Source organism: Virgibacillus sediminis, assembly GCF_042643265.1.
Lineage (GTDB): Bacteria > Bacillota > Bacilli > Bacillales > Amphibacillaceae > Virgibacillus_O > Virgibacillus_O sediminis.
The window spans coordinates 220,107-232,821 of record NZ_JBHRRZ010000040.1 but is presented as its reverse complement, the minus strand read 5'-3'; the positions used below and the strand labels follow the sequence as shown (position 1 = coordinate 232,821).

General features: G+C 42.5%; 16 protein-coding genes. 12 read left to right on the top strand and 4 right to left on the bottom strand.

Annotation, left to right across the window (positions count from 1 at the left end; all coding sequences use genetic code 11):
- The 4 genes from ACFODW_RS18025 (at nt 1) to ACFODW_RS18010 (ending at nt 2,532) form a co-directional block, all read left to right on the top strand.
- Complete coding sequence (locus tag ACFODW_RS18025; RefSeq protein WP_390308326.1) at nt 1-624, top strand: cytochrome (ubi)quinol oxidase subunit III; 624 nt, start codon at nt 1-3, stop codon at nt 622-624.
- A 2-nt stretch (nt 625-626) separates the two neighbouring features.
- Complete coding sequence (ctaF, locus tag ACFODW_RS18020) at nt 627-950, top strand: cytochrome c oxidase subunit IVB (protein WP_390308325.1); 324 nt, start codon at nt 627-629, stop codon at nt 948-950.
- Between the two features lie 180 nt (nt 951-1,130).
- Nucleotides 1,131-2,027 carry a cytochrome c oxidase assembly factor CtaG gene (gene ctaG / locus ACFODW_RS18015; protein ID WP_390308323.1) on the top strand — a complete coding sequence of 299 codons (897 nt, stop codon included), beginning with the start codon at nt 1,131-1,133 and terminating at the stop codon, nt 2,025-2,027.
- A 49-nt stretch (nt 2,028-2,076) separates the two neighbouring features.
- Nucleotides 2,077-2,532 carry a DUF420 domain-containing protein gene (locus ACFODW_RS18010; RefSeq protein WP_390308321.1) on the top strand — a complete coding sequence of 152 codons (456 nt, stop codon included), beginning with the start codon at nt 2,077-2,079 and terminating at the stop codon, nt 2,530-2,532.
- Between the two features lie 322 nt (nt 2,533-2,854).
- On the opposite strand, the gene ytvI is transcribed toward ACFODW_RS18010, so the two are convergent.
- A complete protein-coding gene (gene ytvI, locus ACFODW_RS18005; protein ID WP_390308319.1) occupies nt 2,855-3,913 on the bottom strand; it encodes a sporulation integral membrane protein YtvI in 1,059 nt (352 codons plus the stop codon).
- A gap of 160 nt (nt 3,914-4,073) precedes the next feature.
- The gene (locus ACFODW_RS18000) at nt 4,074-4,439 is read right to left on the bottom strand and encodes a YugN family protein (RefSeq protein ID WP_390308318.1); all 366 of its coding nucleotides are present in this window, start codon (nt 4,437-4,439) and stop codon (nt 4,074-4,076) included.
- Nucleotides 4,440-4,647: 208 nt separating this feature from the next.
- Here ACFODW_RS18000 and ACFODW_RS17995 point away from each other — a divergent pair, with 208 nt between their 5' ends.
- From ACFODW_RS17995 to coaD, 7 genes are all read left to right on the top strand, one after another.
- Nucleotides 4,648-5,718, top strand: coding sequence for a CAP domain-containing protein (locus ACFODW_RS17995; protein ID WP_390308316.1), 1,071 nt, complete (start codon nt 4,648-4,650; stop codon nt 5,716-5,718).
- 69 nt (nt 5,719-5,787) lie between these two features.
- Nucleotides 5,788-6,177 (top strand): YlbD family protein, encoded by a 390-nt coding sequence (gene ylbD / locus ACFODW_RS17990; RefSeq protein WP_390308313.1) that lies wholly within the window; start codon nt 5,788-5,790, stop codon nt 6,175-6,177.
- Between the two features lie 12 nt (nt 6,178-6,189).
- Entirely contained in the window at nt 6,190-6,423 is a 234-nt protein-coding gene (locus ACFODW_RS17985; protein WP_390308312.1) for a YlbE-like family protein, read from the top strand.
- Between the two features lie 60 nt (nt 6,424-6,483).
- Complete coding sequence (locus ACFODW_RS17980) at nt 6,484-6,921, top strand: YlbF family regulator (protein WP_390308310.1); 438 nt, start codon at nt 6,484-6,486, stop codon at nt 6,919-6,921.
- Nucleotides 6,922-6,963: 42 nt separating this feature from the next.
- Nucleotides 6,964-7,239, top strand: coding sequence for a YlbG family protein (locus ACFODW_RS17975; RefSeq protein WP_390308308.1), 276 nt, complete (start codon nt 6,964-6,966; stop codon nt 7,237-7,239).
- Between the two features lie 386 nt (nt 7,240-7,625).
- Nucleotides 7,626-8,180: a 16S rRNA (guanine(966)-N(2))-methyltransferase RsmD gene (gene rsmD, locus ACFODW_RS17970; protein ID WP_390308307.1), complete on the top strand. Its 555-nt coding sequence runs from the start codon at nt 7,626-7,628 to the stop codon at nt 8,178-8,180.
- 109 nt (nt 8,181-8,289) lie between these two features.
- Nucleotides 8,290-8,772 (top strand): pantetheine-phosphate adenylyltransferase, encoded by a 483-nt coding sequence (coaD, locus tag ACFODW_RS17965; protein WP_390308305.1) that lies wholly within the window; start codon nt 8,290-8,292, stop codon nt 8,770-8,772.
- 20 nt (nt 8,773-8,792) lie between these two features.
- Here coaD and ylbJ read toward each other — a convergent pair whose 3' ends face one another.
- Nucleotides 8,793-10,016 carry a sporulation integral membrane protein YlbJ gene (gene ylbJ, locus ACFODW_RS17960; protein WP_390308304.1) on the bottom strand — a complete coding sequence of 408 codons (1,224 nt, stop codon included), beginning with the start codon at nt 10,014-10,016 and terminating at the stop codon, nt 8,793-8,795.
- Between the two features lie 256 nt (nt 10,017-10,272).
- Here ylbJ and ACFODW_RS17955 point away from each other — a divergent pair, with 256 nt between their 5' ends.
- Complete coding sequence (locus ACFODW_RS17955; protein WP_390308302.1) at nt 10,273-11,298, top strand: SepM family pheromone-processing serine protease; 1,026 nt, start codon at nt 10,273-10,275, stop codon at nt 11,296-11,298.
- Nucleotides 11,299-11,334: 36 nt separating this feature from the next.
- Here the strand turns inward: ACFODW_RS17955 and ACFODW_RS17950 are convergent, their stop codons facing one another.
- Nucleotides 11,335-12,546: a nucleotidyltransferase gene (locus tag ACFODW_RS17950; RefSeq protein ID WP_390308301.1), complete on the bottom strand. Its 1,212-nt coding sequence runs from the start codon at nt 12,544-12,546 to the stop codon at nt 11,335-11,337.
- Nucleotides 12,547-12,715 lie beyond the last annotated feature (169 nt).

The window sequence follows — 12,715 nt, the reverse complement described above, 5'->3', positions numbered from 1 at the left end:
ATGAGTCACGATCATTCCTTAAACCCTGAAACAATGCCACAAGAACCAGAAAAGGCCACCCATGAAGGGAAAAATAAATTTCTCGGCCTGTGGTTCTTCCTTGGTGGTGAAACCGTATTATTCGCTTGTCTGTTTGGGACGTATCTAGCTTTAAAAGATTCGACTGCAGGCGGGCCTGGTTCACAGGACCTATTTGGCTTGGAGCTTGTTTTCATCATGACAATTCTGTTGTTGACAAGTTCTTTGACTAGTGTTTATGCCATTTATCATATGAAAAACAACGATTTTGCCAAGATGCAGCTTTGGCTTGGAATTACTGCTCTATTGGGTATTGCTTTCCTTGCCTGTGAAATTTATGAGTTTGCACACTATATTCATGACTACGGATTTACTTTCCGTTCATCAGCATTTGGCTCTGCTTTCTACACACTCGTCGGATTTCACGGCGGCCACGTAGCATTCGGGCTGAGCTGGCTGATTGCATTGATGGTGCGGAATGCAAAACGAGGATTGAATCTGTACAACGCTCCAAAGTTCTATACATTCAGTCTTTACTGGCACTTTATTGATGTTGTATGGGTATTTATCTTTACCGTTGTATACTTGATGGGGATGGTGAGCTAATTATGGCTGAGAACTCAAACACCAATAAAATGGATACCTTCCACAGGCAAAAGAAAAAAGAGGAAATGAAGAAACAGCTGATATCCTTTGCATTGATGATCGGTTTTACACTGATTGCCTTTGGATTGGTGGCATCAGGGTCACTTGATAGCATGTTTCTCATTCCAATTCTGCTTATCCTTGCAGTAATCCAGGTAGGTTTTCAATTTTACTATTTCATGCATATGAAGGATAAAGGACATGAAATGCCCTCGCTGATGATTTATGGAGGAGTTTTTGCAGCAAGCTTGACTCTTGCAGCCCTTCTCGTCATCACTTGGTGGTAAGTAATACATAAGACCGGGTTCTTCCCGGTCTTTTTGTATGGACAAGGGGGAAGCATCTATCGCACCTGGAAGGTGCAATCTGTTCGTTCATGTGCGAAAATCGTCAAATTCTCGCCTGTTTTCCCTATGTCTTATGCGTTATAATAAGAAGATATAAATCCATCTATGGAGTGAAAGAATATGTGGCTGGAATTACAAATTTTTGGCTTCCGCGCCTTATGGAGCCCTTATTTCGCTTTGTTCATTTTAATGCTTGCAGTGGTCTATTATTTAGTCACCGGTCCTTACCGATATAAGTTTGGGGATGTTGAGGAACCAGACCATCGTCAAAAATGGCTCTTCTACTCAGCTTTAGTTCTGCTGTATGTGGTAAAAGGTTCGCCAATTGATCTGTTATCTCATATTACACTTACGGGACATATGATTCAGATGGCAGGCTATTTATTGATTTTTCCTATCCTGATTATTAAAGGATTGCCTGTTTGGATATGGGAGAAATTATTATTTGCACCGATAGTTAAGCCGGTAATTCGGCTGCTGACCAAACCGGTAATTTCATTGTTATTGTTCAATGCCATCTTTTCCGTTTACCATATTCCAGTAATATTTGACTTTTCGAAGTCTTCTCCTGCTGCTCACGCAATCATTCATGGAGTTTTACTTCTTTCAGCATTTATTATGTGGCTGCCGATCACTGCGCCAGTAAAGGAATTGGATAGAATGAAGCCGATGCTGAAAATCCTGTATATTTTCGCAAACGGCGTCTTAATAACTCCTGCTTGTGTATTGATTATTTTCGCGAGCGAACCATTATATGCAGCATATAGCCAAAGTGGGGCATGGGTACAGGCTTTAAGCCTCTGTGTGCCTGGGGATGTTCTGCAGGGAATATCTATTCCTTTATCAGGACCGGAAATTTTCTCACCGATGAGTACAATGCTCGACCAGCAATTGGGCGGGATAATTATGAAAGTTATTCAGGAAATAACCTATGGGGTCATCTTAGCTAGGGTGTTTCTCCAGTGGTCGTCAGAGGATAATGGAAAAATAGATCCTGCACCGGCTCAAACTCATTAAGCATAGAAAGCATAAATCAAACTTCCTAGAAGAGAGGATTAAGTAAATTATGCCTTTTTTACCGACACTCAGTACCTTTTTTATTGTTTTAAGTGCCATATTGGTGGCAGTCGGATGGAGATTGATCAGCAAGGGAAATGCAGCAGGGCATAGGAAGGTGATGATTGCAGCTGCTGTCAGTGCGTTGCTGTTTTTCATCATTTATGTATCCCGTACCATTTTCGTAGGGAATACTAGTTTCGGTGGACCGGAAGAATTGGAGATTTACTATACAATTTTCCTAGTCTTTCATATAATTCTTGCCACTTCCGGAGCTGTATTCGGGATCGTATCTCTTACTCTGGCATTTAAAAGGAAGATCATAAAACATCGGAAACTAGGACCATACACAAGCATCATTTGGTTTTTCACTGCAATTACTGGTGTGATGGTCTATCTTCTGCTGTATATCTTGTATGACGGTGGAGAAACCACCAGTATGCTGAAAGCAATTTTCGGAACATAGAACACAGCAACTCGTCATGAACGGTTATCATTATTATTTTGAAATGGCTTGGATTATCCAAGCCATTTTACTTATTGTCTTAGGTGAAGCCGTCAGCCAGTGTCCTTTGTCCATAAAACAAAATAAATAGCACGCCCTTCTTCGTCCCATGGCAATTACAATTGCATGATTCCAAAGAAGGGTGTGCTATTCTTTTTTATGTCAAATGCTAGGTTTTTTTCGGTTATGGAATAGAGAGACCATAAGGCCAACAACTAGATGTACGGAACGAATAGGCTATTATGGTCTGCCACTTTATCAAAAAGTTACTGATTTCATCTATTTAGATTTTAATTTTACCTTTGATAATTCCTGCTTCCCTTGCAGAGTTAAATGCAATCACAAGCAGGGGCCCTAGAATAAACCCAAGTATGCCTATCAGCTGAAGTCCCAGGAACATTGCAATTAATGTTGCTAAGGGGGAAAGGCCAATATGCTGTCCCATTACTTTCGGCTCTACAGTTCTACGGATAGCCAACAGGATGATTGCCAGAATTGCCAGCTGAACCCCAGTAGAAACATTACCCGCAAGCAGCAGGAATAATGACCAAGGGCCGAGTACGGCAATTGATCCGATTATGGGAATCAGGTCTACAATCCAAATGATTAAACCCATGATCAATGCTACTTCTGGCACTATTAAATATAGGCCTAACAATGTGACGGCAAGAATAATGAGACTTACCAGGAACTGAGCTTTGAAAAAGCCGAAAAATACGCTTTTCAGCCGATCATTCATAAAAGAAACTTTCTCAGCTGTTTCATTTGTAAGCATATGGTACGTCTTAGACTTCAGGTTGGGAAGCTCCAGCATGAAGAGAAATAGGGCAATTAAATATACAATAAAGCTGACAAGATATTGAGGCACCTTTGCGAATATCTGTGCAATATTATCAATGGTGATAATTTCTTTAGCAGTATTGCTAAGAGAAGTGAGACTATCCTCAATACTTTCGGATGCCTGGTCGACAAATTCAGGGGGGAGTGTGTCTGTATATTGCTGCACTCGATTTTCCCAGTCCTGATAGATGCGGTTCATCTGATTCACATATGCGGGTACATCTTCAACGAAATTAACTACCTGTGTCACAGCCTTTGTAACTGTAAAGGTTCCAACAACCCCGATAAACAGGAGGAAAATAAGAAAGACAACAGTTACCGAAAGTTTTCTGTTCATTCTTCCTTTTCGCTGCATCCATCTTATTAAAGGATTAAGAACCAAAGCTGTCAAAAATGCAAGAATCAGAGGAATAGACACCGGTAAAATAAATATAGCGAATAAGAGAAGCACTATAGCCAATAAAATTAAACTCCATTGGCGTTTTGTTATAGATCGGAACAAGTTAGTACATTGCCTCCTTTAGAAATGAAAAAGATCAGATATCCCGTATGAGGGCGGCACCCTTCAGACATACCTGTTTAACCATCATTGAATAATAAAAGAAGAAATGCGAATAAAAACCAACTGCCCTACATTTTTGAACAGTTGGTTTGGCCCTACATTATTTTTGATATTCGGCAATGTCTTCTGCGAGCTTGGCCACCAGGTTTTGGGAACGTTCTATCAGGCTTTCCGGGAAATTTTCTTCTTCTCCGTATTCCACTCCATGCGGATAGTAGTGCTTCCCAAGAAGCGGCGGCATCAGCTTAATTATAGCGTTGCCCCTATCTACATCACCTTCGATGGCATATCCTTGGACACGGATATAGTATGTAATATTCTTTTCATTTGAATTGATTTTATAATCATATGTCACTCTTTCATAATCCCATTGGCCGGCACGTATAAAAGCATGATTCCCTGTTATATGGTCCAGGGGCTTTAAGTCGATGGTGATATCCTCTATCCCTGTATTTTCCAATTTCATCTTCTTCACCTCTCCTAATTATCCTTCCTTATTTATAATAGTACGAAATCCATTAACTTGCAATTGAAATGAAGTAAACGTTTATCTGTCACTTTTTTGATGTAACTGTTTATTTCCCTCTACTTTTTACTATAATAGAGGGAATAGAATGGAACCATGGAATTAAGCATATAGGTTAGTATAGATCAAAGAGAAGGAGCTATAAATGATGCGTTTGTTAAAAATGCTGTTTGTTCTGTCTGTAGTTCTCTTTGGAGGGTATTATTTGTTGGAACGGCTTGAATTACCTACCGAGGACCCTATAGAAAAAATCAGCAATGTAGTGAAAGAGAAGAAGATGCAGCTGGGGTCTAAGGAAGCCCCGGAGGCGGAGGAGAATCCACTAGAAGGAAGTTTATTCCATTGGACTGGTTTGACAACGGATGCTCTGACGTCTGAGATGGGGGATCCTTCTCGAAAAGATGATAGTCCATATGGCTATAAGTGGTGGATATATACAGATCAAATAAGCTACTATGTTCAATTCGCGGTTGACGAGCAACAAGAGATTGTAGGTGTCTATGCGGTAGGAGAGGGCTTTGACGTCGAGCCTGTTTCTATGGGGGACAGCTATTCACGGGTGTCAGAGCACTTATCCTTTTCAGAAGAAGTCGACTTTCAGGACGGCTTATCCTCTTATACATTTCATCTGGGGCCGGAAGATTTGCAGAAGCGGCCACTGGCCAAAGTATCTGATGATTTATTTGTTCAAGCATATTTTGATATATTTACGGATCAATTATCCTCTATACGGGTTATGAATGGAGACATGCTTCTATCCCATCGCCCGTACCAGGTTGAATATAGAGGGAGTCTTCCAGAAGAGCCTGATTTTACCGATGATAAGTGGACGGAGATAGAGGATGGAAAGGAACAGCAAATCTTTGATATTACCAATGTTATTCGTCACCAGCATGGCAGGTCGGCTTTAGAATGGGAAGAGTCTGTCAGCCAAGTTGCCTATGGACACAGTAGAGATATGGCTGAACAGGAATACTTTTCCCATACCAGCCTAAATGGTGACGGATTAAAGGAACGCTTGGGGGTGCTTGACATACCATACATTACGGCGGGAGAGAATATAGCGGCCCAGTATCCAGATGCCCCTGCTGCCATGCACGGCTGGCTTAACAGTGAGGGGCATCGGCAAGCACTTCTGAACGAGGAATACACTCACCTGGGGGTCGGGGTGCATCGTTTCCATTATACCCAGAATTTCATTGAGCGGCTTGCGTACTAGGCTTCACGTCTGAAAGGACTGCAGCATAAATTACCAGTACAGGTGACCATGCAAAAGAGGGGTGAAACGATGAGTGAGGATAAACTGCATCCTTCGGTGGTAGAATTCAAGCACTTCGTCAATAAATATCCAGCATTAAGAGCGGAAATAAGAAGGAGCGGAAGGTCATGGCAGGAGTTTTATGAAAAGTGGGCTTTACTCGGCGAGAATGATGAGGTTTGGGAGCCCTATAAAACAGAGACAGAAACGAAGGCCTCTTCCGGGTCAAAAGAAAAGTCGCCAGAGCTATTCAGCCAGCTTATGAAGCTGACAGAGCACATGGATTTTAATAAAATACAAAGCCAGGTCAGTCAGTTGAACCATTCCATAGGGGCTGTTCAGGAATTAATACGGCAGTACCAGAAAACGAAACATACACCACCACAGCCAAGGGATCCGTTTAACTGGTTCGGCGACTAAGGGGGGGGGGACATGGATTCCTACACGTACCAATATTTAAAATCGCGTCCAGAATTACTCAGTTTCATCCGTTATAACCCAGTCTGGTACCGGTATCTTTCCCGACATCCGGAGAATATCCGGCGGATGGAGAAGCAAGCAAAAGTATTCCATGGAAAGACTTTTCCACAGAAGATGGAAAAGGTGAACCAGCAAATTCAGATGGCCGGGATGATGCTTCAATTTGCCGAAGCAATGAAAGATTGACAGTTCCATTGTTTTCTTACAAACAATTAAGTGATATGATAACAATGGAGGTGTTCATGAATGATAGCAACCATGGAATATGTAGACATTCTTGATCGCTCGGAACAATTAGGCAGAATGGTCCTGGAGTCCGAGGTAATGGAAGCATACAATCATTCCAGAAAAGCACTTAATGACGATGAAGAAGCTCAAAAGCTGATAAAGGCTTTTGCTGATATAAAGAGCCATTACGAGGATGTCCAGCGCTTTGGCAGATACCATCCAGATTATAATGATATTATGAAAAGGGTGCGCTCCACCAAGCGGGAAATGGATATGAATGCGAAAGTAGCCTCGTTTAAAATAGCTGAAAGAAACCTGCAAAGCCTCTTGGACGAGATTAGCCAGTATGTTGCATCAAGCGCAAGTGACAATATTAAAGCGCCAAAAGACGGTGCGGCTTTAACGGACGGCGGCTGCGGATGCGGGAGCGGCGGGGGATGCGGTTGTGCATCTTGATCTACTCGGAGAAGGAATTTTATTAAGTAATGGGGAGAGCTTATGAGAGTAAATCGACAAGGGTTGATTGTCTGGTTTCAGCATATGAAGAACATTAAACAACTGAAGCGCTATGGCCATATTATTTATACCTCGAAGAGATTGAAATATGCTGTCATCTATGTAAATCAGCCGGATATAGAAGAAGCAGAAAAGAAGCTGAAGAAGCTGTCCTTTGTTTTTAAAGTTGAAAGGTCCCAGAAGCCTTTCCTCGAAACAGACTTTGAAAATAAGAAGCCGGATGAAGCGAAACAGTTTGATTATAAGATGGGAATTTAAAAGAGCCTGAGCGGACGATCCGTTCAGGCTTTTTTAAATTCCGGGCCTTTTGGCTTTCTAAAAAAAAATAAACCTGCAGAGATCATCTCTGCAGGCCCCTTTCAATAAAACAAAAGGCAAAGGGAGAGGAGAAACCGGAGGAAGAACTTATGGGGAAGTTTAAGTCTTCTCCGAGTTTTGAAACAGCCAAGCTAACTACCAGCTGTTTCATTATGTTATTATAGTCAAAAGCTTGTTTTATATACATGTACTGTCAATTTTTTTCTAAGAACATACTTATTTATGAGCTGGATTGATAATCCGTCGGTAATTTCGATCTTTTTGCTGTCCGCATTACTTGTGGTATGCTAGGATTAGGAACGTATAGTGGCAAATGAGGTGGGATAATGCGCGTAATAGCAGGAATACATAAGGGCAGGCAGCTAAAGGCAGTACCCGGCAAGTCGACCAGGCCAACAACTGACAAAGTCAAGGAAGCTGTCTTCCAGGCAATGGGCCCATTCTTTGATGGAGGGGCAGTGCTCGACCTTTTTGCAGGCAGCGGCTCTCTTGGTATCGAAGCGGTCAGCAGAGGGATGGACCAAGCCGTTTTTGTAGATAAGCATCCGAAAGCAATTCAGACAATATATGAGAACCTCAAGATGTTAAAGTTGGAAGAAAGAGCGGAAGTGTTTCGTGCAGAAGCCTTCCGGGCAATTCAAGCGGCTTCCAAACGCGGGTTGGAGTTTGACCTTATTTTACTTGACCCGCCCTATAAGAAAGTGGACTATGGCAAATTATTAAATGAAATACTCCGCCTAGAATTGATTTCACGCGGAGGAATTGTCTATTGTGAGCATGACCCGGCTGACAGCCCTTCGGACATACATACTGAATTTTCTCTCCTCAAGAAGGAGAACTATGGCGGAAGCATTTCGGTAACCATTTATCAAAGAAAGTAACCATTCGAACTACTTATATAATCTGCTTATTGTAATAGGGTAAGCGGAGAACCGGATATCTGCATGAGATTTCTATTTTTGGATAAGAAAGAGAAGGGAGCAATTTCCTATGAGTAAAAAAGCAATATGCCCGGGGAGTTTCGATCCGATTACCCATGGGCATCTGGACATCATTCAGAGAGGGGCCAAGATTTTTGACGAGGTAGTAGTTACCGTCTTTAATAATCAGTCAAAATCCCCATTGTTCTCCGTTGAAGAAAGGATGGACTTAATAAAATCGGCCACCAGTGACATTCCGAATGTATCAGTGGATTCCTCCGACCATCTTCTTATGGATTATGCTAAAGAAAATCATGCTCACGCCATTATTAGAGGGCTTAGAGCGGTGAGCGACTTTGAATATGAAATGCAGATTACCTCTATGAACCGCAAGCTGGATGAGAATATTGAAACATTTTTCATGATGACCAATAACCAATATTCCTTCTTAAGCTCCAGCATTGTAAAAGAAATTGCAAAATATGGAGCCGATGTCTCTGATCTTGTGCCGCCCGTGATAGAAGATGCCCTTAAGAAGAAATATAATTACTGATGAAAAAGATGCTGTCATTGCTATGCAGCATCTTTTCTGATTTTACGGTATAAAATGACTGCCGCCAGTCCGAGGCATACTATGGTGAAAAGCGGACCCGCATGGGTGAGGGATTCAAGGGCATAAATCCACTGACTGGACGTTTCAGAAGGCGATGCCACAGGAATCGAGTCCATCTGAATCACTTGCTTATTAAGATAGAGTGGTTTGTATAAAAGCAATACCAATAGACTCGCCAACAATCCATGTAAAAACCTTGCGAAAAAATAAGGAGCAAAACGGATATCAGTCTTGGCCAGTATGCTTGCTACTTGCGCTTGTACGGAAAAACCGTTAAAACCTAGGATGAAACTTACAATTATAGCTTTGGCCAACATGCTGTCGGCAGGTGTCTGCGAGATCATTTGGGCCCCCAAGGTTATTTCGAATAAGCCGGATATAAAAGGAAGTGCCATATCGGCCGGCAGGGAGACAAGTACAAAAGTGGTTTCAATAAACCTTGCCAAAAGGGAGGAAATTCCGGAAAGAAACAGCAATTTAGTCAGCACAGAAAATAAGATGATGAACCCTCCAACCATGAGAAGTGTCTGGATGGAGTTCAAAACTGCATCACTTATAGCTTCTCCTAGAGGGCGTTTATCTTTCAATCGTGTTTCATGCATCTCCAGAAAGGCTCGCACTACTGCAGGCTTCTGTTTTTTATTCGTGGGGTGTTTGGGTTTTCTTCCGCTATTTCTTTTATAGAACCCCATACATATCCCAACAAGGGCATTGCCAATATAATGACATGCCGCCAATAGTACTCCAAGGGAGGCATCATGGAAAAAGCCGATGGATACTGCCACGAAAATGAACAAAGGACTGGAGGCATTAGTGAAGGAGACGAGCCGCTCCGCCTCAACTTGTGTCAATTGCCCTTCTTCCCGGAGTCTTGCCGCTATCTTCGCACCGGTTGGGTATCCGCTTACCATACCCATAATCCAGCCAAAGCTGCCGGTTCCCGGTACATTAAACAATGGTCTCATCACTGGCTCAAAGAGAACACCAATGAATTTGACGACGCCAAAAGCGATTAGCAGTTCCGCTGTGATAAAAAATGGCAGGAGGGAAGGAAATACGACCTCCCACCAAATATTTAAACCGCGGATGCTTGCTTCAAACGCCTGATCGGGAAATCGGATTAATGCGACTGTCAGAAAGGTGGCAAAACCGGATAATAATATTGTCTTTATAATTTGTTTCAATTAGTAAGCCCCCTACAGGCAGAGCCTTGGTCTGTACATCTTTATGTGTTAGTAGTAGAATAATGCTAGCTTGTTCCATACATTGTACAAGTCTATATCAATATACGCGGTTACCTGTCTGGTTTATGCCAGATACTTTTCGGCGCAAAAACGTATTATTTTTTACAAGGGCACGGAATAGTTTATATTAATGGATATGTTATAAGCTGGGCTACACTAAAAAAGCACTTTTTTAAATACTGGAAGGGGATATATTATGAGATTTACAAAGGGACATGTTTTTTCATTACTGTTGGTTGTCTTGACTGCTTATTTCCTTTCCGTATACCAATTGGATTATTATATCCAACGGCCCGGCGGCGCAGATGCATTGAATTCGATAGTGGAAGTCAGCGGTGGGTATGACAGTAGTGGAGATATGCATTTGGTCACAGTAAGCGGCAGCCAGGCAACTCCCATCCAGTACTTGATGGCAAAGATACTTCCTCACCATGATATTCTTCCGTTAAATCAAGTCCGCCCTCATGGTATATCGGAGGAAGAGTATATGGAGGCACAGTTGGAGATGATGGAAAGCTCTCAAGAAGCCTCGACGGTAGTCGCCTATCAAGCAGCTGATGGAGATATCAACATAGATTATGAAGGGATTTATGTGGTATCGGTGCTGGAAGGAATGCCTGCAGACGGAAAGCTCCAGACAGGTGACCGGATCATAGGGATTGACGGCCGAGAAGTGCGGGAGTCTACAGATCTGACCAGTTATGTAGAAAAGAAGGAAGCTGGTGAGACGGTTACCTTAGATGTTGTCCGGGATGGTGAGCAATTCAAAACAGAACTCGCTCTGGAAAAGTTTGACCAGACTGATGGCGGAGTCGGAATAGGTATTAGCCTTGTAACCGATAGAAGTGTGGAAGTGGATCCAGATATCAACTTCACCAGTGGCCGAATAGGCGGACCTAGTGCCGGTTTAATGTTTGCGCTGGAAATTTACGACCAGTTGACAGAAGAGGATATCACAAGAGGCTACCATATAGGCGGTACTGGTGAGATTGATTATGAAGGTACTGTCTACCGGATTGGAGGAATTGATAAAAAAGTGGTTGCTTCCGACAGGGAGGGAATTGATATTTTCTTTGCTCCACATGGAAATGGAGCAGAAAGGTCGAATTATGAAATAGCACAAGAGACGGCGGAGGAAATTGGTACGGATATGGAAATTGTTCCCGTAGATACCTTTGAAGATGCCTTGAACTTTTTGAAACAGCTCGAACCCAAGGGATAAAGGGCAGGTTAATGCCCTTTATCCCTTTTTACTAAATTAGATCCTTAGTGGGGGCTCGAGTTCCTGCTGGTGGAATTTACGCCGTTGTGCCGGAGGGAGTATGCTATAATAGGCCTGTGCTGCCCTCTCTTCCATAGCAAGAAGAGGATCACCATTTCTTTTAATCTTGGTAATAAGCGGGGTTTCCAATTGTTTCTTAACTTGATGGATATAGCGCTGGCCGGTTTGCGACATACCCAGGAGACGAATATAAGGAAGTGGAGCAAGTGACGGGATCTCCTCCATTTCTCCTTTGGTTGTATTTGTCAATAGATGGGTGAACATGCGTTGCAGCCTTGTCCATGTATATCGTTTGGTTTTTATTGCGTGCATCCATTCATGCATGGATTCCGCCTGCTTTGCAGTCTTTTTAATTCTGTATTCCAGCCCTTCATCTACCCCTTGGATATCAGCAATCTGCTCTGTATTCATCGTCATGACTTTATAATGAAGGAGATTGAAGTATTTTTCCCAGTGATGCCAGGTGGATGCTGCCTTTCTATAGGCCTCGAGCTGGGCTAGAGACACTTTCGGGAGTGCTTCAGCAACTTCTTCGGTGATCCGGCCGGCCTCCAATATGACTTTACGAATACTTGTGGCGCTTGAAATAGCCCCGGTGATGGCTTGGTCGTGATAATGGTTGTTTGTTCGTTTGATAGTCAGTGGAGTTATCTTTAAACCATTTTCAAAAATCGTTTTTACATAGCTGAAACCAAGTATATTGTTTGGTTTGGTCAGGTCCATCGATTGCCCAGTTAAACCGATTGTCTGATAGGCGTGTCTACTGGCTTCAGGAAAAGAAAGCCCCTGTTGCAGATGATCTTTCAGTGATTGCTGATATTCTCTTTCATTTTTCCTGAAATTATGATAGCTTGAAATGAAATCATTTATGTTCCCTGATTCACTGCCGAAGCATAATGTAGAGGCGCCGATCTGAGCCAGTGTAAATACCGCTCCCTTTGCAAAAAGGTCACTGCTTTGTACTGCAAAAGGGTATGGCAGTTCAAGCACTAGATCAGCCCCAGCTATAAGAGCGGCCTTTGCCCGATAATGTTTATCCATTATGGCAGGCTCTCCTCGCTGGAGAAAATTACCGCTCATTACTGCAATCATACACTCAGCTCCGGATATTTCTCTGGCTTCCTTCAAGTGGTAGAGATGACCATTATGAAATGGGTTGTACTCCACGATTAAACCGCATGCTTTCATGAAACCAGCTCCTGTTTTATATAATGGTAATAATTGTATCAAAAACACGGGATATAAGCACGTTTTGTATGGAGGAGAGCTGTTTGACAGAATGATTAACATGAAGCAGGAAGGGAATCATACGTATATCCAACTTGGAATTTCATATGTTTTAAACCTGTAAAGAAAA